Source organism: Microbacterium sp. K2 (assembly GCF_051365005.1).
In the GTDB taxonomy this organism is placed as follows: domain Bacteria; phylum Actinomycetota; class Actinomycetes; order Actinomycetales; family Microbacteriaceae; genus Microbacterium; species Microbacterium foliorum_B.
In genome coordinates this window covers 490,793-508,817 of the sequence record NZ_JBLWII010000001.1, presented here as the reverse complement: position 1 = coordinate 508,817, position 18,025 = coordinate 490,793, and the positions used below count along the sequence as shown (strand labels likewise).

Below are 18,025 nucleotides of genomic sequence, written 5' to 3'. Positions count from 1 at the left end.
CACAGGACGGTGTTAAAGGTTGCTTGATGCACCCAGTCTAGCGCGGCTCAGTGCCAGCCCAGCACCTCGCGAACAACCTCCTGAGAGAAGGGCGCGCCGTCGTCGGGCACTCCGCCGAGCGATTCGTGCGAGAGCATGGCCCCCTCTGCGCCGGCTGCCGCGGTGATCCCTTCGAGGGCCGCCCGGATGCGAGGGCCCGCAGCGCGGGCGTACTCCGCGTCACCCCGTCGGGAGACATGAGGGAAGACGACCAACTCGCCGACCCCCTTCGCCGCGTGACGCGCGGCGACCACGACGAGGGTGGGTGGGATCGAGGGCTGCAGCGCCCGAGGAAGGGGGAACGGCAGCTCGTCGGTCAGGAGACCTCGCCAGAACCCTCGGCGGGAGCGGGTCTCGTCGCCGATCTCGAGCGCGGTGGCAGTCCACTCCGAGTCCTGCGCACGCAGGCGCGCCTCGAATCCGTCTTCGCGTTGCTCGAATCCCGCCTCCTGCAGGAACTCCGAGCCAATGCGCACGAGACGTTCCGCATCTGACCGGACGACCCACCTCGCGCCGTGGAACGGACCGTCGAAAGCGAGCCGCGACGTCCTGGCATCACGACCTGCCCCCTGCGGATGCGGGGATCGCGACACGTCAGCTGGCCTCGCTGAGCACAGCGTCGCTGACCTCGTCGATCTTCGTCGAGCGGATGGGGTGGCCGCTCGTCGACAGGCAACGGCCGGTCTTGAGGTCCCACTTCCAGTCGTGCATGCTGCAGGTCAGGATTCCGTCTTCGTCGACCTTGCCGGTCTTCGTCAGGTCGGCCCTCAGGTGCGGGCAGCGGCGCTGCACGACCCAGTCGCCGATCTCGGCATCCTCGGTCTGATCCGTCTGCTCCTGGTACCAGTTCTCGACGTACTCGATCCGGTCGACCGAGAGGCACTTGAGGAACGTCGTCAGGAACTCGTTGAACTTGCCGCTGCGTCCCACCTGGAACTGCATCGAGAGGAAGATCGAGTTCGACCAGTCGATCTCGTGATCGCGGATGTTGGTCGAGACGAGGTCAGCGGGGATCGTGTACCAGTAGATGCACTCCTCGCCCGCGTACTCGCGGACCTTCGCGCGAGGGAAGTCGACGACCATGTCGAGGTCGCCGATCTTGAATCGAACGCACCCGCCGACTCCGAGGCGGATGGTGCGCGACTTCTTCAGCAGCGGCTCCCACCAGGATTTCAGCTCCTCGAGCATCTCGGCGGCCGGCAGGACCTCTGCGCGCGAAGCCTCCTCGTCGAGGATCTCCTGCTGGCGCGACGCCCGCTGCTCGTCGAGGTAGTCCCACTTCTCGTCGAAGATGTGGGCGAGCTCCGCCTCGGTGTAGAGCGACTGCTCGGTCGACACCTGACCGGCGTCGACGGTCACGACCGTGCCGGGCACGAAGAGGTGCCCGTCGTACTGGGGCGAGAGCTCCTTCATGTGGGCGAGGAACTGCTTCTGATCCGTGAAGATCGACTCGCCGTTGCGGCCGATCCCGTTGAAGTCGAAGAGGTCGTCGCGCAGGAACATGGGCGGCCCTGCCATCGGGAAGACGTGCGGAGCATCCACCTTGTCGATGTAGTACATGGCTCGCTTGTTCTGCGCGTCTCGCTTGAGCTTCGCGAAATTCTGCTTCGCATCCATCGGCAGGTCATAGACCATGGGCCACCAGATCGCGCCCGAGACCTGCGTGAAGTACGCGTCGGGCTTTCCGAAGTGGAGCAGAGTGTCGAGGTCGAGGGGGTGCGAATCGTTCTGATTGAGGACCGACGCGGTGCCGTCGTCGACGCTCAGCGACGAATCGCCGATCGGGCCGTCGCTCGGGGCGCGCAGCGGCGTGATCATGATCTTGAGGTCGCCGCGCTCGATGATCTTCCCCGCCGGCGCGTAGGTCATGTTCGTGTAGCCCAGTGCCCGGATGTCCTGCTCGAGGTCATCGATGGGGTACTCCGGCAGCAGCACCTCGATGTCCTTGCGGATGTAGCGCTCGAGCAGTGCCGGGTCGAAGTGGTCGCGGTGCCGGTGCGAGATGTAGAGGAAGTCGGCTTCGCGGCCGAAACGCTCCCAGTCGAGCGCGCGGTTGTCGGGGAACGGGAACCACGAGCCGAAGAACGAGGGCCCGAGAACCGGGTCGCAGATGATGTTCCCGCCGACTGTCTCGATGAACATCCCGGCGTGGCCGAGTCCCGTGATCCGCATTAATTCCTCCTGAGGTGAACCGTTCGATTCTACCGACGGGGTCCTGGACGGATGCGGTGACCCGGCCGGAACAAATCAGGCCTCGTCGAACAGACCCTTGATGTCGTCGGCCGTGAGCGACTGCGCGAAGAGCTCGTCGTCGTCCATCACGGCGGTGAAGAGCCTGGCCTTGCGGCGCTGCAGCTCGAGGACCTTCTCCTCGATCGTGCCGGTCGAGATCATCCGATAGACGAACACCTGATTCGTCTGACCGATGCGGTGCGTGCGGTCGATCGCCTGCTCTTCGGCGGCCGGGTTCCACCAGGGATCGAGCAGGAAGACGTAGTCGGCCTCGGTCAGCGTGAGGCCGAACCCTCCGGCCTTCAGACTGATCAGGAACACCGGCTGCTCCCCCGCTTTGAAGCCGTCGATCACCTGCTCTCTGCGCCTCGTCGAGCCGTCGAGATGCGCATACGGGATGCCCGCGGCCTCGAGGCGGGCGGCCGCGAGATCGAGGAAAGAAGTGAACTGGCTGAAGACGAGCGCGCGGTGCCCCTCGGCCTGCAGCTCGACCACACGCTCGAGAAGCGTGTCGAGCTTGCTCGAGCCGATGTCTGCGTCGGCCTCGTCTACCAACGCGGGTGCGAGACTCAGCATGCGCAGCAGCGTGAGCGAGCGGAAGACGATGAAGCGGTTGCGATCGAGATCGTCGATGAGCCCCAAGACCTTCTGACGCTCGCGTTGCAGCACCACGTCATAGAGGGCCCTGTGCTCGGGACTCATCTCGACCTCGAGCAGCTGCTCCTGCTTGGCGGGAAGGTCGGGCGCCACGAGCTCCTTCGTCCGTCGCAGCATCAGAGGCCGGACGCGACGACGGAGCTGGGCGAGGCGCCGAGCGCGATACTCGCCGCCCTCCTCGTTCTCGGGAACCTTCCCCTTCTCGATCGGCTGGATGTACCGGTCCTTGAACTTGCGGGCCGAGGGGAAGAGCCCCGGCGCGGCGAGCTTGAGAAGCGACCACAGCTCGGAGAGGCTGTTCTCCATCGGTGTGCCGGTCACCGCGTAAGTGACGTCGGCACGGAACGTCGAGATGGCCCGGTGGAGTCTCGTCTTGGGGTTCTTGACGAACTGGGCCTCATCGAGGATCAGTCCGGCCCACTCCACCTCGCGGAACTCCTCTTCGTCGAGTCGTGCGACCGTGTACGAGCTGACCACGAGATCGCTCGATCGTGCCGCCGCTCTCAGCACGTCGGCGCGCTTCCCGCTCGTGCTGTCGACGATCGAGACGCGAAGACCAGGGGTGAATCGCGCGGCCTCCGACCGCCAGGTGCTCAGCACCGACGTGGGAGCGAGCACGAGGAACGGCCGAGTCTCGCCGGCATCCCTCGTGTGCTGCACGAACGTGAGGAGCTGCAGCGTCTTGCCGAGACCCATGTCGTCGGCGAGGATCCCTCCCAGCCGGTGACGCCACAGGAAGACCAGCCAGTCGAAGCCGGTCTTCTGGTAAGGGCGCAGCTCCGCCTGAACGCCCGCGGGCACGGCCGTCGCAGGAACACCGGTCGCCTGACGAAGTCCGTCCGCAGTGGCGCGCCAGCTCACGGCAGGCTCGGCCTCGTCTGCGAGATCTTCGAACTCCTCCCAGAGATCGGTCTGGTAGCGACTGATCCGCGGGCCCGTCTCCCATTCGTCGAGCTCGCCCGCCTCCTCGATGAGGTCTCGGAGACGATCCAGCGACGGGTGGTTGAGCGAGAAGTACCCGCCGTCGGAGAGGAGCAGCTTCTTGCGCCCCTTGCTCAGCGCCGTGAACAGCGGCCCGAAAGGGATCGTCCGGCCGTCGATCGTGACGAGGATGCCGAGATCGAACCAGTCGGAGTCCGTCGACTCGACGGTCGTGACCTTGACCTGCGGATCACCGGTCAGCTCGCGGTACGCTTTGCGCTCTCCGCTGGATTCGACGCGGACTCCCACGGCCTCGAGTGCAGGAACCCCCTCCGCGACGAACGCCGCCGCGTCGATGTCGTGGAAGGAACCGCTCGGCCTGAAGCTGGTCGTGCGGAACTCCTGCCATGCGGCCTCGATGGCCGCCCTCTTGTCGGTCTCGACGGCGGCGTCGCGCACGGCTGCGTCGTTCCAGGCGAAAGGAACGCGCCCGAACTGGCCGTACGACCACTCGAAGGAGTAGCTCACGACATCGCCGCGCTCGTAGCTGACGGTCAACACGGGCTCGGGCTCGGGAACGTCCGGAAGCGCCACTGCCCCGACCGTCCGCACCGTGCTGCGCCTCGCGAGCAGCGGGTAGGCGTCGGCGATGAACGCCTGCTCATCGTCGGAGGGCACGACGATCGGATCGGATGCCGCGAGCAGCGCGCGCGTCTGCTCGCTCAGCGCCACCTCGGCCAGGACGATCTCGATCCGCGCACCCCGGAGCCCGGCCGAGTACACCCCCGTGCGGCCGATCGGATGCACCTCCCGGTCGGGAACGTCGTGGTCGTCGATGCGCACATCGGCGGAGACCACCAGAGAGCCGTCGTCCGAACGAGTGATCCGGGTCGACACCTCTGCGCTGTCCGCGATGCGCACCGAGGCGCTCTTCTGGCTCGCGACGAGCGGAATGCCGAGTTCGGGGCCGGATCGGAGGTGCCTCCAGAGCAACGGCGACTCGACCTGGTCGAGGACGAGCCACTCGCCGGCGTTGCCGGAGAGCAGCGAATCCCGCGAGATGCTGAGCAGGTCTCCGAACCAGCGGTTCTGGTCGCGACCGAACTGCGACGCGTCGCGACGGACGGCGTCCCAGCCTGCGCCGCCCTGGATCCAGGCACCGGTCTGCGCGCTGCGCATCATCGGTCGGATCGCCAGCAGCAGCTCACCCTGTGGGCGTGCCAGATCTCGTGCCGTCGCCGCGCGGACGGGGCGCGGCCCCCAGTGGTTCTCACTCCGCGACTCGCGGTGTCGCAGCTCGATTCCCAGCGCGAGGCGCTGCGGATGCCGGGCCACAGACGGGGCGAGCAAGCTGCGCCACGACGGTGCGGCACTGCTGCGAGGCGCGGCCGACTCCGGCTGGACTTCGGGCTGCCGCTGAAGGGCAGCAGCCTGCTGCGAGTACTCGTGCACGTTGGAGGCGAGCAGCGTGGCGACGACGTGCTTGCACCCGCTGCGCACCGGGCACGAGCAGCGGGTCGTCCGCGGGCGCCTCGTGCCGTTCGACGAGTGGAAGAGAATCTCGGTCACATACTGCGCGTCCGAGCTGCCGCGCACATGCCCCTCGATCTCGAGGAGATCCTCATGCCAGACCACGTCGAGCACGTTGCCCGCGCGGAAGTAGGCGAGACCGCGTTGATAGCCACCCGCATCGGTGATCTGCATGAGATCTCGAAGATCGACGTGCGGCGCGGGCATGACCCCATCCTTCCGGCGGCCTCCGACATCTCGGAGACCGCGTCCTGAGTCGTCGCTCAGGCCGCGCGAGATACGCGGGCGAGCACACCGTGCACGAACGCGCCCGAGTCGTCGGTGGAGAACTCCTTGGCGAGCTCGACCGCCTCATCGATGGCGACGGCCGTCGGCACCTCTGCGTTGAAAAGGATCTCCCAGACGCCGATGCGCAACAGTGCACGGTCGACCGCGGGCATCCGCTCGAGCTTCCAGTCGCGGCTGTGCGTCGTGATGAGCTCGTCGATCTCGTCACGGTGGTCGATGATGCCGTCCACGACCTCGCGGGCGTACAGCCAGGAGGCCTCACGGGCGGGTTCGCTCGCGGCTCGCTTCGCCTCTGCGGCAAGAGCCACGGCGACCTCGTCGCCACGGACGTCGGCGGAGAACAGGATGTCGAGTGCGCGCTTGCGCGCCTTCGTACGGGCGCTCACGCCTTACTTCTCGCGACCGAGGTAGTCGCCTGTGCGCGTGTCGACCTTGACCTTGGTGCCGGTCTCGACGAACAGCGGCACCTGGATCTCGTAGCCGGTCTCGAGCGTGGCCGGCTTGGTGCCCGCCGACGAACGGTCGCCCTGCACGCCGGGCTCGGAGTAGGTGATCTCGAGGATCACGGATGCCGGCAGATCGATGTACAGAGGGTTGCCGTTGTTGAGCGCGATCGTGACCTGCTGGTTCTCGAGCAGGAAGTTCTTCGCGTCACCGACGGTCGCAGCGGGGACCGTGATCTGGTCGTAGTCGGTCTGGTCCATGAACACGTATCCGTCACCGTCGGTGTAGAGGTACGTGTAGTCACGGCGATCGACGTTCTCGATCTCGATCTTCGCGCCGGCGTTGAAGGTCTTGTCGACGACCTTGCCGCTCATGACGTTCTTGAGCTTGGTGCGGACGAACGCGCCGCCCTTGCCGGGCTTGACGTGCTGGAACTCGACGACGCTCCAGAGCTGCCGCTCGATGCTGAGGACGACGCCGTTCTTGATGTCTGCGGTAGATGCCATGAGCTGGACTTTCCGTTTCTAGAGTCTGGGGGCCGCTCGCGTCCGAGGTGGACTGGGGTGGGCCGAGAGTCGATTCTACGCGATGAGCGCTGCGAGCTGCCGCACAGCGCTCGCGTAGCCGTCGACGCCCTCGCCGATCACGCGCACCGCTGCGACGTCGTGGAGGTAGGAATGGTGCCGGAAGTCCTCGCGCGCGTACACATCGGAGATGTGCACCTCGGCGAATGGAAGAGCGACGCCGGTCAGGGCGTCACGCAGCGACACGCTCGTGTGCGTGAGCCCGCCCGGGTTGATGATGATCGCCGCGCAGTCCTCCCTGGCGGCGTGGATGGCATCGATCAGCACCCCCTCGTGGTTGCTCTGCAGCGCCCTGATCTCGAACCCCGCGGCCTCGGCAGCCGCAGCGGTGAGCTTCTCGACATCGGCCAGCGTCGCGGTGCCGTAGACCTCGGGCTCGCGGCTGCCGAGCAGGTTGAGGTTCGGTCCGTTGACGAGCAGGATGCGACGGGTCACTCGCCGATCTCCTGGTACGCGGCGAAGAGCAGCGACTCGTCCGGGGCCTGCAGCACCGTGGGCTTGGCGATGTCGTCGAGGAGGATGAATCGCAGCATGCCGCCACGGCTCTTCTTGTCGCGCTGCATCGTCGCGAGCAGCTGCGGCCATGCGCCGGCACGATATCCCGTCGGCAGTCCGAGAGAGTCGAGGATCGTGCGGTGACGCTCGGCGGCGGAGTCCGACAGCCGCCCGGCGAGTCGCGACAGCTCCGCCGCGTACAGCATGCCGATCGAGACCGCCGCCCCGTGGCGCCACCGGTAGCGCTCGGCGTGCTCGATCGCATGGCCGAGGGTGTGACCGTAGTTGAGGATCTCGCGCTGTCCGGCCTCGCGGAAGTCGTCGGAGACGACCTGGGCCTTCATGTCGATCGCGAGTTCGATCGCCCGGCGGAACTCGGGTGTCGTCGAATCGACGGCGCGCGCGGGGTCCGCCTCGATGATGTCGAGGATCTCGGGAGCCCAGATGAATCCGGCCTTCACGACCTCGGCGAAGCCCGCGGTCGCCTCGTTGGGGCTGAGGCTGGCGAGCTCGTCGAGGTCGCCGATCACCGCACGAGGCGCCCAGAAGGCGCCGACGAGGTTCTTGCCCTCGGCGGTGTTGATCCCGGTCTTGCCGCCCACCGATGCGTCGACGAGGCCGAGCACGGTGGTCGGCACCTGGACGAGCTGGACTCCCCGCAGCCAGGTCGCCGCGACGAAGCCGGCGAGATCGGTCACCGCGCCGCCGCCGTATCCGACCACTGCGTCCGAGCGGGTGAAGTCGGCCTGCCCCATGACCTGCCAGCAGAAGGCGGCCACCTCGATGCGCTTGCCCTGCTCGGCATCCGGCACCTCGGCGAGCAGAACCTCCCGCTGACCGTTCTCGACGTCGGCGAGCAGCCGATCCCGCAGCTCCGCCGCGCGTGCGGCGAGCGTGGGCGGGTGGACGACGAGCACCTTGCGCACTCCGGCGTCGAGGGCCGCTGACACCCGATCGAGGATGCCGCGTCCGATGGCGATGTCGTAAGGGTTCTCCCCCGTCACGCTGATGGTTGTCGTACTCATCCCAGTTCTCTCCTCCATGCCACGATGTCGTCGGCGATGCGCTGCATGGGGCGTCGCGACGTGTCGAACGTCACGGATGCCACCTCGTCATACCAGTCTCGACGTTCTTCGAAGATCTTCGTCCATCGCCCGACGGGGTCATCGCCCGCAAGCAGGGGGCGCCCGCCGCTGTGGATGCGATCGGCCACCGCCGCAGGAGTGACGGTCAGGAACACGACCGGGTGCTCGAGCAGCAATGTTCGGGTGCCCGCGTCGGTCACGGCCCCTCCACCGAGGGAGATCACACCGCCCGCGCGCAGCGCCTCTGCGACTTCCGCGCGCTCGAGCGAGCGGAAGTGCGCCTCTCCGTGCTCCTCGAAGATCTGGGGGATGGGGCCGTGCGCTGCGACCACCCGTTTGTCGGTGTCCACGAACGGCACGTTGAGCTTGCGTGCGACACGACGCCCGACGCTGGTCTTGCCGGCGGCCATCGGACCGACCAGCACCAGCGTCAGCCGATCAGTCTCGCTCGTCATGCGCGATGAGCGCCGCCTCGGACGCCGGCGTCGTGCGCAGCTCGGCCGGAATCGCCGCGAGGTAGCCGTCGAGGTTGCGGCGTGTCTCACCGATGCTGTCGCCTCCGAACTTCTCGAGCACGGCGTTGGCGAGTTCGACGGCGACCATGGCTTCGGCCACGACCCCGGCAGCCGGCACGGCACACACGTCGGATCGCTGATGATGTGCCGTGGCATCCTCGCCGGATGCGACGTCGATCGTTCGGAGAGCGTGCGGCACGGTGGCGATCGGCTTCATCCCCGCGCGCACTCGGAGCACGGTTCCCGTCGACATGCCGCCTTCGGTGCCTCCCGCGCGGTCCGAGCCGCGAGAGATCCCCTCGGCGGTCGCGAACAGCTCGTCATGGGCGGCGGAACCGCGTCGGCGCGTGGTCTCGAAGCCGTCGCCGACCTCGACGCCCTTGATCGCCTGGATGCTCATGAGGGCCTGTGCGAGACGCGCGTCGAGACGGCGATCCCAGTGAACGTGCGACCCGAGCCCGGGCGGAAGACCGTAGGCGAGCACCTCGACGATTCCACCGAGGGTGTCGCCGTCCTTCTTCGCGTCATCGACCTCGGCCACCATGAGCGCGGAGGTCGCCGCGTCGAAGCAGCGCAGCGGATCGGCGTCGAGCCGGTCGACGTCGTCGGGGGTCGGGAGTGCGGCGTCGGCCGGCACGCGGACCGGACCGATCGACAGCGTGTGGCTGACGAGGCGGATGCCCAGTTCGCCGAGGAACGAGCGAGCGATGGCGCCGAGGGCGACTCTGGCCGCCGTCTCTCGCGCGCTGGCACGCTCGAGGATGGGGCGCGCCTCATCGAAGTCGTACTTCTGCATGCCCACGAGATCGGCGTGCCCCGGCCGCGGGCGGGTCAGCGGTGCGCTCCGGCCACGCGATCTGTCGGTCAGCTCGACGGGTTCGGGGTTCATGACCTCGATCCACTTCGGCCACTCCGTGTTGCCGATGCGCAGAGCGATGGGGCTGCCGAGGGTCTTGCCGTGGCGGACGCCACCTGAGATCGTCAGCTCGTCCTGCTCGAACTTCATGCGCGAGCCGCGCCCATAGCCGAGCTTGCGACGTGCGAGATCGGCCTGGATCGCCTCGGAGGACACCGGGACGCCCGAGGGCAGACCCTCCATGACGGCAATGAGTTCTGGGCCGTGCGATTCGCCGGCAGTGAGCACGCGGAGCATTGGTCTAGTCTCCCACGCGTTTCGACTCGGATCGTGCCGCGTGACGACCGATGACTACAGAGCGGCCTTCATCGCGTCGACCACGGCCTCTTCCGAAGGAAGCGGAACAGTCTGGTCACCGTGCACGAAGACCCTGACCTGGCGGACGGCCTGACGCAGCAGCATCCCCTCACCGGAGACGGCTCGGTCGTCTCTCCACGCGGATGCGAGCGCCGACGGCCACGGGGAGTAGGCGACATCGAACAGTACTCCCCCGCTGGCACCCAGGCGCGCAGCTGTCAGAGCGTCGAGAGCGGTGCCACCGGGCAGCGTCGCCACGGTGAGGCCGACGTCCTCGGCGTCTGCATCGAACGGCGAGACCGAGACGGAGACGCCGAGCCGCTGTCCCAGGGCCACGAGGTCGACGGCGCGTTCAGGTCGGCGAGCACGCACATCGATCGAGCGGGCTCCTGCCTCGACGCACGCCACCAGAGCGGATGAGGCCGTCGCCCCGGCGCCGAGGATACGAACCCTCTCGATATCGAGCAGACCCTGCTCGCCCAGGGCGTCGACGATGCCGCCGACGTCCGTGTTGAATCCGTGGATGCCGTCGGTCAGCAGCAGCGTGTTGGCAGCTCCCGTGAGGTCCGCGTAGCGATCGCGCGTGCTCGCGACGCGGTGCGCCGTCTCTTTGAGGGGCATCGTGAGCGAGAGACCCCGCCACGATTCATCGAGAGCACCCAGAGCGTCGGCGAACGCCCGCTCGTCGACCTGGCGGCGGGTGTACTCCCAGTCGAGGCCGAGAGCTGCGTATGCCGCGGCGTGCAGCTGGGGGGACTTGGAGTGCGCGATCGGGTCTCCCCACACCGCGAGGCGCCGCCGGGTCATCCGGCCGAGCATCCCCCGTCTGGGTTCTCCTGGCACCATTGATCCCACTTCTCCACTCCCTGCAGGTGCTCCTCGTAGGTCTCCGAGAACTGGGTCTCTCCGGTGGCGAGGTTCGTCGTCACGAAATAGAGCCACGGCCCGTCAGCGGGGTGCATCGCGGCGTCGATCGCCGCGTAGCTCGGGCTGGCGATCGGAGTGACAGGCAGACCGGTGTGCACGTAGGTGTTCCACGGGTTGTCGTCCTCGAGGGCCTCGGCCGAGCTCGAGACGACGCCCTCGTGAAGCGAGCCGTAGCCGTACTGCGCCGTCGAGTCCATCTGCAGCTTCATGTCGATGTCGAGTCGGTTCTCGATCACGCGGGACACCTTGGGGAAGTCAGCAGTGAGGCCCTCGCGCTGGATGATCGACGCGATCGTCAGCACGCGCTGCGCATCCTCTGCGGGCACCCCGGCATCTGTCAGCGCTTCGTTCGTGCGATCGACCATGCGCTGGATGACCTGCGTGGCGGTCACCTCCGGATCGAACGTGTAGACGGCTGGGAAGAGCCACCCCTCGAGGTTCTGCGCGGTCACACCGTAGGTCGCAGGATCCGCATCGACCGCCGCCTGGAGCTCCTCGATCGGCATCCCGAGCGACTCGGCCATGCCGGGCAGCGAGGATTCGATCGTCGCGCCCTCGCCGACACTGGCGGAGTTCTCGCGCTTGTTCTCGGGGTTCTGAAGCGCCTCGAGAGCTGCTTCAGCCGTCATCTTCTCCTGCAGCGAATAGATGCCCGGATAGAAGGTGACGGCGATATTCTCGGTGACCAGGTAGTCGTAGAAGACATCCTCCGTGCGGGTGACGCCGGCTTCGTAGAGGGCCGTCGACACCGGTGCGCCCGTGTCGCCCTCCGAGATCGTGACGAGCACCTCACCGGTGGCCAGCCCCGGCTCCCAGTCCTCGGGCTCGCCCCAGCCGAGGGCGTTGCTGATCTTGTCGCCGTAGGCGTTCCATGCCCAGACACCGGCGCCGACGATGCCGCCGATCACCGCGAGGACGATGACGAGGGCGACCAGGCACCCTGTGCGACGCTTCTTCTTCGCCGGCGGTCGAGGGCCGCTGGGCTCCTCCGGGTGTCCGTGGAAGAGGTCCTCGAGGCGGCCGCCTGCTGCGGAGCCACCGGCGGCCCCGGTCGAGGCCGCGTGGCCCGTGGACTCGGCCGATGTGGTGCCGGAGGCACGTTCTGCAGAGGTCCCCGCATCAGCTGTCGGAGTGGGGGCGGCCGAGGGCCGGTCGCCCGCGTCGCCCGTGGCGGCTGTCGGCATCGCGCGGGTCGTCACGTCCTCACCCGTCGACGTGTCCGCGGACTCGCGTTCCGGATCGCCGGACGACCTCACGGCTGCCGCTTCGCGAGCAGCTCTACGGGACCCGGGCGCGGGTGGCGTGTTGTCGACCGTTGGGATCTGCTGCGACGGGTCGGGAAGGTTCTCGAACAGGTCACCCAGGCGGGCGTCCGGATCGTGCTGGGGCGAAGCACTCTCACGTTCGGGCATTATCGGGGGGACTCCTCGTCGAGCGGAATCGTGGCACCGGTCGGGTTTCCGGTGCTCTTCTCCGTGTCGATCGCCTGCTGCAGCAGGACCACCGCGGCGATCTGATCAACAATGCTACGAGACTTCTTCTGTGATCTGCCCGAAGAACGCAACGCGGCGTGTGCAGTGACGGTACTGAGCCGCTCGTCGACGAGCCGGACCGGAGTTCCGGTGCGAGCGTGCAGGGCGGCCGCGAACTCTCGGGAATCCGTCGTCGATGCCGTGTCAGCCCCCATCAGGTTGACGGGCAGTCCGACCACGAACTCGAGCACGTCGAAGTCCGCCGCGATCGCAGCGATCCGGTCGATCGCCTGATCATCCCGCTGCACGGTCTCGACAGGCACCGCGAGCATGCCATCCGGATCGCATCGAGCGACGCCGACTCGCGCTCGCCCGACGTCGACGCCGATGCGCACGCCGCGGCGAAAGCCGCTCACGCTGACTGCAGCTCCTGCGTCACGGCCTCGAGGGCCGACTGCAGGGCTGAGACATCTGTGCCACCGCCCTGAGCGACGTCGTCACGACCGCCGCCTCCTCCTCCGAGCACCGAAGCCGCACGCTTCGCGAGCGCTCCGGCCTTGGCGCCAGCCGCACGCGCCGCGTCGTTCGTCGCGACGACCACCACCGGGCGACCGTTGACCGAGGCCCCGAGAGCGACGACCGCCGCGTCGGAACCCAGGCGGTCCCGGACACCGAGGACGAGCTCTCGCACATCGTCTGCCGAAGCCACCTCGCCGAGCGACTGCGCAGCGACGCGGAAGGCGCCCACGCGGCTGGCCGCATCGGCGATGGCGGGAACACGCCCCGCGCGCTCCTTGGATTCGAACTGCGCGATGCGCTTCTCAGCAGCCTTGAGGCTCGCGGACAGATCGGCGATCCGCTCGGCGAGCTGGTCGCGCGGGGTCTTGAGCGAGGTCGTCAGCTGCGACACGAGCGCGCGCTCTGCCGCGAGCTCGCGGAACGCATCCTGACCGACCAGCGCCTCGATGCGGCGGTTCGATGCGCCGACGGACGATTCGCCGACCACGCTGACGAGACCGATCTCGGCGCTCGTGCTGACGTGGGTTCCCGCGCACAGCTCGCGCGACCACGGCCCTCCGATGTCGACCATGCGCACGACATCGCCGTACTTCTCGCCGAACAGCGCCATGGCTCCGGCGTCCTTCGCCTCGTCGAGCGTGACGATGCGGGTCGTGACCTCGAGAGCGTCGTTGACGGCCCGGTTGGTGATCTCCTCGATCTCGGCGCGCGTGTCGGCGGAGAGCGCCTGCGACCACGAGAAGTCGAATCGCATGTAGCCCGCACGGTTGAGCGACCCGGCCTGCGTCGCGGTGGGGCCGAGCGTGTCGCGGAGCGCGGCGTGCACGAGGTGCGTCGCAGAGTGCGCCTGGCGCGCAGCACGGCGATTCGCCGCATCGACGATGGACGTGGCCGCGTCGTCGATGGCGACGACTCCGCGAGTGACCTCGACGGTGTGACTGATGAGTCCGGGCACCGGGCGCTGCACGTCGAGCACCTCGAGTTCATACCCCGGGCCGACGATCACACCCTTGTCGGCGACCTGACCACCGGATTCGGCATACAGCGTGGTCTCGGCGAGCACGACCTCGGCGATCTGCCCCTCCGCAGCACTGCGAACCGTCTGACCGTCGACGAGGATCCCGAGGATTCGCGAGTCGACCTCGAGCTCGGAGTATCCGTCGAAGCCCGTCTCGCCCAGAGCGCGGAGATCACGGTACACAGAGACATCAGCGAGCTGACGCTTGCGATTGCGCGCGTCGGCCTTGGCGCGCGAGCGCTGCTCCTGCATCAGGCTGTCGAACGCCTCGCGGTCGACGGCCAGGCCCGCTTCCTCTGCGACCTCGAGAGTGAGATCGATCGGGAAGCCGTAGGTGTCGTGCAGCAGGAACGCCTCGGAGCCGCTCAGCGAGGCTCCCCCGCCCTTCTTCGTCTCATCCAGAGCGAGGTCGAGGATCGTCGATCCCGATGCCAGCGTGCGTCGGAAGGTCTCCTCCTCCGCGATCGCAGAGGCCGAGAGCGTCGACCACTCCTTCTCGAGCACCGGGTAGGCCGACTTCATCGCATCGCGCGAGGTGGCGAAGAGCTCGGGGAACACCGGCTCGTCGACACCGAGCAGGCGCATCGAGCGCACCGTGCGACGCATGAGGCGTCGGAGGATGTAGCCGCGGCCCTCGTTGGACGGGCGGACGCCGTCTGACAGCAGCATGAGCGACGAGCGCACGTGGTCGGCGACCACCCGGAAGCGGACGTCGTCTTCGTGCACCGCGCCATAGCGGCGGCCGGAGAGCTCGACAGCGCGGTCGAGCACCGGTCGCACCTGGTCGGTCTCGTACATGTTCTCGACGCCCTGCTTGAGGAACGCGACACGCTCGAGTCCCATGCCGGTGTCGATGTTCTTCTGGGGAAGCTCCCCCACGATGTCGAACTCGGTCTTGCCCCGGATGTTCTCGATGAAGTCCTGCATGAACACGAGGTTCCAGATCTCCAGGAACCTCGAGTCGTCGACGGCCGGACCGCCGTCTCTGCCGTGTGCGGGGCCCCGATCGAAGAAGATCTCGGAGTCAGGTCCACCGGGGCCGGGCTGGCCGGTGTTCCAGTAGTTGTCTGCGCGCCCCAGACGCTGGATGCGCTCGGGCTTGAGGCCGATGATGTCGCGCCAGATGGCCTCAGCCTCGTCATCCGTCTCGTACACGGTGACCCAGAGGTCCTTCTCATCGAAACCGAGGCCGCCATCGGCCTCGGAGCTCGTGAGCAGCTCCCACGCATAGCGGATAGCGCCCTCTTTGAAGTAGTCCCCGAACGACCAGTTGCCCATCATCTGGAAGAAGGTGCCGTGACGGGCGGTCTTGCCGACCTCTTCGATGTCGTTCGTGCGGATGCACTTCTGCAGGTCGGCGATGCGCGGATGCGGTGCCGGAACGACCCCGGTGAGGTACGGGATCATCGGCACCATTCCGGCGACCGTGAACAGCAGCGACGGGTCGTCACTGACCAGCGAGGCCGAAGGGACGATGAGGTGGTCGTTCTTCTCGAAGAAGTCGAGATACCGCTCCGCGATCTCCGCAGTTTTCATAGGGGTGCCAGGTGTCCTTGCGTACAGGTGTGGAAGGGCGTGCCGACTGACGTGACGTCGCGGCGAGGGTGCCGTGACGGTCAGTCGCCAGCGGGGTCTGTGAGACGAGCCTGCTCCTCGCGGAAGGCGTCGCCGACGATTCCCGTGAACTCGTTGAAGCGGGCGTCGACCTCGGCGAGGATTTCATGACCGCGCGGGTCGTTGTTCATGAGATGCGCCGCGATGAAGCCGCCGATCACACCGATCAGGAACCACTGCACGTTCTTCATGTCGCCATCCTTGCCTCTGGCCCGCGTGGGCGCGGTGCTTCCATCGTATGCGGAAACGACAGAAGGCGTCGGGTGACCCCGACGCCTTCTGCGGAAAAGCTGAACTCAGCGAGCTGCGTAGTACTCGACGACGAGCTGCACTTCACAGGTCACAGGGACCTCGGCGCGCTTCGGGCGACGAACCAGGCGAGCCTGGAGCTTGTCGAGCTCGACCTCGAGGTAGCCGGGAACGGGAGGCAGGACCTCGGCGTGACCGCCGGCTGCTGCGACCTGGAAGGGCTCGGTGCCCTCGCTCTTGGCCTTGACGTGGATGAGCTGACCCGGCTTCACGCGGAAGGACGGGCGGTCGACGAGCTGGCCGTCGACGAGGATGTGACGGTGCACGACGAGCTGACGAGCCTGTGCGGTGGTGCGGGCGAAGCCCGAACGCACGACGAGGGCGTCGAGACGCATCTCGAGCAGCTCGACCAGGTTCTCACCGGTCAGGCCGTCCTGACGGCGAGCCTCGTTGAACGTGTTGCGCATCTGCTTCTCACGGATGCCGTACTGCTCGCGCAGACGCTGCTTCTCGCGCAGACGGACGGCGTAGTCGCTGTCAGCCTTGCGCTTGGTGCGGCCGTGCTCACCCGGAGCGTAGGGACGCTTCTCGAGGTAGCGGGCGGCCTTCGGGGTGAGCGGGATGCCGAGTGCGCGGCTGAGGCGCACCTTGCGGCGGTCCTGGGACTTCGTGGTCACGAAGTTATCCTTCCGATGACGTGGTCGCGTCTTTCACGACTCACGGACGTATCGTCCGCGTTCTGCCTTGGAGCGCACGCCGGGGCGCCAGCAAGGTGGGGTGTGAACGAGGAGATGCCCGAAAACACGGTTTCGAGCCGATCCAGTCTAACAGATCCGCGTCAGCGCCCGTCGAGGATGCGGCGGATGCGCTCGAGGCGAGCCGAGATGTCACGCTCGGCGCCGAGGTTCTTGGGCTCGTAGTACCGCTTGCCCCTCAGTTCGTCGGGCAGATACTGCTGCGGAAGGATGCCGAACTCGCTGTCGTGGGGGTAGACGTAGCCTCGACCGTGGCCGAGCCGCTTGGCACCCGGATAGTGCGCATCGCGAAGATGCAACGGCACCCGCCCGAAGCCTCCGGATCGGATGTCGGCGATCGCCTGGTCGATGCCCACATAGGCGGCGTTCGACTTGGCGGTCGTGGCGAGGTAGACGGTCGCCTCGGCGAGCGGTATCCGCCCCTCCGGCATGCCGATGAACGCGACCGCATCGGCAGCGGCCACCGCGATCGACAGCGCCTGGGGGTCGGCGAGTCCCACGTCCTCGGAAGCCGAGATCACCAGACGTCGTGCGATGAAACGGGGGTCCTCCCCCGCTTCGATCATCCTGGCGAGGTAGTGCAGCGCGGCGTCCGGGTCGGATCCGCGGATCGACTTGATGAACGCGCTGATGACGTCGTAGTGCTCGTCGCCCTGCCGGTCGTACCGCAGCAGCGCCTTGTCGACGGCCTGAGCGACGTCGTCGGCGGTCGCGGCCGGCACCGTGCCATCTTCGCCCTTCGACAGTGCGACGGCAGCGGCCGCCTCGAGTCCCGTGAGCGCACGCCGCGCATCGCCGGAAGCCAGTCGGATCAGGGCGGCGCGCGCGTCATCGGCCAAGGTGACGGCGCCGTTGAGTCCGCGCGCGTCAGTCACCGCCCGATCGACGAGCAGTCCGATGTCGTCGTCCGTCAGCGGCTGGAGGGTGAGGAGCAGCGACCGCGACATCAACGGCGAGATCACCGAGAACGAGGGGTTCTCGGTGGTCGCGGCGATCAGCAGGACCCATCCGTTCTCGACGCCGGGCAGCAGCGCGTCCTGTTGGGCCTTGGTGAATCGATGGATCTCGTCGAGGAACAGGATCGTGGTCTGGCCGTACAGGTCGCGCTGGGTGATGGCCTCCTGCATGACCTCGCGCACGTCCTTGACACCGGCGGTGATCGCCGAGAGCTCGACGAATCTGCGACCGGATGATCGTGCGATCGCCTGCGCGAGGGTGGTCTTGCCGGTTCCCGGCGGCCCCCACAGGATGATCGAGACCGCGCCCGGCGAGGTGGCAGCGGGGTCGGCCAGGGCGACGATCGGGGAGCCGGCGCGCAGCAGGTGCTTCTGACCGGCCACCTCAGCGAGCGACACGGGGCGCATGCGCACGGCGAGGGGCGTCTGCCCGGAGAGCAGTGCGGCTGCGGAGGTCATCGCACCAGGCTAACGCGGGGCACCGACACTTCGGGCGCGCCAGCACAGCGCGA

Annotated in this window: 16 protein-coding genes; all 16 read right to left on the bottom strand. The window is 67.6% G+C overall.

The window, feature by feature from the left end:
- Positions 1-47: 47 nt before the first annotated feature.
- The 16 genes from ACLKOY_RS02605 to ACLKOY_RS02530 all read right to left on the bottom strand — a co-directional run bounded on the left by ACLKOY_RS02605 (position 48) and on the right by ACLKOY_RS02530 (position 17,972).
- A complete protein-coding gene (locus ACLKOY_RS02605; protein WP_436452302.1) occupies positions 48-515 on the bottom strand; it encodes a hypothetical protein in 468 nt (155 codons plus the stop codon).
- Positions 516-633: 118 nt separating this feature from the next.
- Positions 634-2,211 carry a Rieske 2Fe-2S domain-containing protein gene (locus ACLKOY_RS02600; protein WP_436452301.1) on the bottom strand — a complete coding sequence of 526 codons (1,578 nt, stop codon included), beginning with the start codon at positions 2,209-2,211 and terminating at the stop codon, positions 634-636.
- A 75-nt stretch (positions 2,212-2,286) separates the two neighbouring features.
- A complete protein-coding gene (locus ACLKOY_RS02595; RefSeq protein WP_436452300.1) occupies positions 2,287-5,586 on the bottom strand; it encodes an SNF2-related protein in 3,300 nt (1,099 codons plus the stop codon).
- A 56-nt stretch (positions 5,587-5,642) separates the two neighbouring features.
- Positions 5,643-6,053, bottom strand: coding sequence for a transcription antitermination factor NusB (gene nusB / locus ACLKOY_RS02590; protein WP_042536620.1), 411 nt, complete (start codon positions 6,051-6,053; stop codon positions 5,643-5,645).
- Between the two features lie 3 nt (positions 6,054-6,056).
- Positions 6,057-6,617 carry an elongation factor P gene (efp, locus tag ACLKOY_RS02585; protein ID WP_140037127.1) on the bottom strand — a complete coding sequence of 187 codons (561 nt, stop codon included), beginning with the start codon at positions 6,615-6,617 and terminating at the stop codon, positions 6,057-6,059.
- Between the two features lie 75 nt (positions 6,618-6,692).
- Positions 6,693-7,130 carry a type II 3-dehydroquinate dehydratase gene (gene aroQ, locus ACLKOY_RS02580; protein ID WP_436452299.1) on the bottom strand — a complete coding sequence of 146 codons (438 nt, stop codon included), beginning with the start codon at positions 7,128-7,130 and terminating at the stop codon, positions 6,693-6,695.
- Positions 7,127-8,215 carry a 3-dehydroquinate synthase gene (aroB, locus tag ACLKOY_RS02575; RefSeq protein WP_436452298.1) on the bottom strand — a complete coding sequence of 363 codons (1,089 nt, stop codon included), beginning with the start codon at positions 8,213-8,215 and terminating at the stop codon, positions 7,127-7,129. Before aroB ends, aroQ begins: the two co-directional genes overlap by 4 nt.
- Positions 8,212-8,730: a shikimate kinase gene (locus ACLKOY_RS02570; protein ID WP_436452297.1), complete on the bottom strand. Its 519-nt coding sequence runs from the start codon at positions 8,728-8,730 to the stop codon at positions 8,212-8,214. The genes aroB and ACLKOY_RS02570 overlap by 4 nt, the downstream gene beginning before the upstream one ends.
- Positions 8,714-9,943, bottom strand: a complete 1,230-nt coding sequence (aroC, locus tag ACLKOY_RS02565; protein ID WP_436452296.1) for a chorismate synthase — start codon at positions 9,941-9,943, stop codon at positions 8,714-8,716. The genes ACLKOY_RS02570 and aroC overlap by 17 nt, the downstream gene beginning before the upstream one ends.
- A 54-nt stretch (positions 9,944-9,997) precedes the next feature.
- The gene (locus ACLKOY_RS02560) at positions 9,998-10,810 is read right to left on the bottom strand and encodes a shikimate dehydrogenase (RefSeq protein WP_436452295.1); all 813 of its coding nucleotides are present in this window, start codon (positions 10,808-10,810) and stop codon (positions 9,998-10,000) included.
- Positions 10,807-12,342 (bottom strand): endolytic transglycosylase MltG, encoded by a 1,536-nt coding sequence (mltG, locus tag ACLKOY_RS02555; protein WP_436452294.1) that lies wholly within the window; start codon positions 12,340-12,342, stop codon positions 10,807-10,809. Before mltG ends, ACLKOY_RS02560 begins: the two co-directional genes overlap by 4 nt.
- Positions 12,342-12,818, bottom strand: a complete 477-nt coding sequence (ruvX, locus tag ACLKOY_RS02550; protein WP_140037133.1) for a Holliday junction resolvase RuvX — start codon at positions 12,816-12,818, stop codon at positions 12,342-12,344. Before ruvX ends, mltG begins: the two co-directional genes overlap by 1 nt.
- The gene (alaS, locus tag ACLKOY_RS02545) at positions 12,815-15,475 is read right to left on the bottom strand and encodes an alanine--tRNA ligase (protein WP_436452293.1); all 2,661 of its coding nucleotides are present in this window, start codon (positions 15,473-15,475) and stop codon (positions 12,815-12,817) included. The genes ruvX and alaS overlap by 4 nt, the downstream gene beginning before the upstream one ends.
- 80 nt (positions 15,476-15,555) lie before the next feature.
- Complete coding sequence (locus ACLKOY_RS02540) at positions 15,556-15,744, bottom strand: hypothetical protein (RefSeq protein ID WP_140037135.1); 189 nt, start codon at positions 15,742-15,744, stop codon at positions 15,556-15,558.
- A gap of 105 nt (positions 15,745-15,849) precedes the next feature.
- The gene (gene rpsD, locus ACLKOY_RS02535) at positions 15,850-16,479 is read right to left on the bottom strand and encodes a 30S ribosomal protein S4 (protein ID WP_052677824.1); all 630 of its coding nucleotides are present in this window, start codon (positions 16,477-16,479) and stop codon (positions 15,850-15,852) included.
- Positions 16,480-16,640: 161 nt separating this feature from the next.
- On the bottom strand, positions 16,641-17,972 hold the full coding sequence (locus tag ACLKOY_RS02530) for a replication-associated recombination protein A (RefSeq protein WP_436452292.1): 1,332 nt from the start codon (positions 17,970-17,972) through the stop codon (positions 16,641-16,643).
- Positions 17,973-18,025 lie beyond the last annotated feature (53 nt).

Excerpts from the sequence above, each read along its gene's own strand:
- ACLKOY_RS02600 (WP_436452301.1), bottom strand. The coding sequence starts at position 2,211 with ATGCGGATCACGGGACTCGGCCACGCCGGGATGTTCATCGAGACAGTC.
- ACLKOY_RS02595 (WP_436452300.1), bottom strand. The coding sequence starts at position 5,586 with ATGCCCGCGCCGCACGTCGATCTTCGAGATCTCATGCAGATCACCGAT.
- efp (WP_140037127.1), bottom strand. The coding sequence starts at position 6,617 with ATGGCATCTACCGCAGACATCAAGAACGGCGTCGTCCTCAGCATCGAG.
- aroB (WP_436452298.1), bottom strand. The coding sequence starts at position 8,215 with ATGAGTACGACAACCATCAGCGTGACGGGGGAGAACCCTTACGACATC.
- ACLKOY_RS02570 (WP_436452297.1), bottom strand. The coding sequence starts at position 8,730 with ATGACGAGCGAGACTGATCGGCTGACGCTGGTGCTGGTCGGTCCGATG.
- aroC (WP_436452296.1), bottom strand. The coding sequence starts at position 9,943 with ATGCTCCGCGTGCTCACTGCCGGCGAATCGCACGGCCCAGAACTCATT.
- ACLKOY_RS02560 (WP_436452295.1), bottom strand. The coding sequence starts at position 10,810 with ATGACCCGGCGGCGCCTCGCGGTGTGGGGAGACCCGATCGCGCACTCC.
- mltG (WP_436452294.1), bottom strand. The coding sequence starts at position 12,342 with ATGCCCGAACGTGAGAGTGCTTCGCCCCAGCACGATCCGGACGCCCGC.
- alaS (WP_436452293.1), bottom strand. The coding sequence starts at position 15,475 with ATGAAAACTGCGGAGATCGCGGAGCGGTATCTCGACTTCTTCGAGAAG.
- ACLKOY_RS02540 (WP_140037135.1), bottom strand. The coding sequence starts at position 15,744 with ATGAAGAACGTGCAGTGGTTCCTGATCGGTGTGATCGGCGGCTTCATC.
- ACLKOY_RS02530 (WP_436452292.1), bottom strand. The coding sequence starts at position 17,972 with ATGACCTCCGCAGCCGCACTGCTCTCCGGGCAGACGCCCCTCGCCGTG.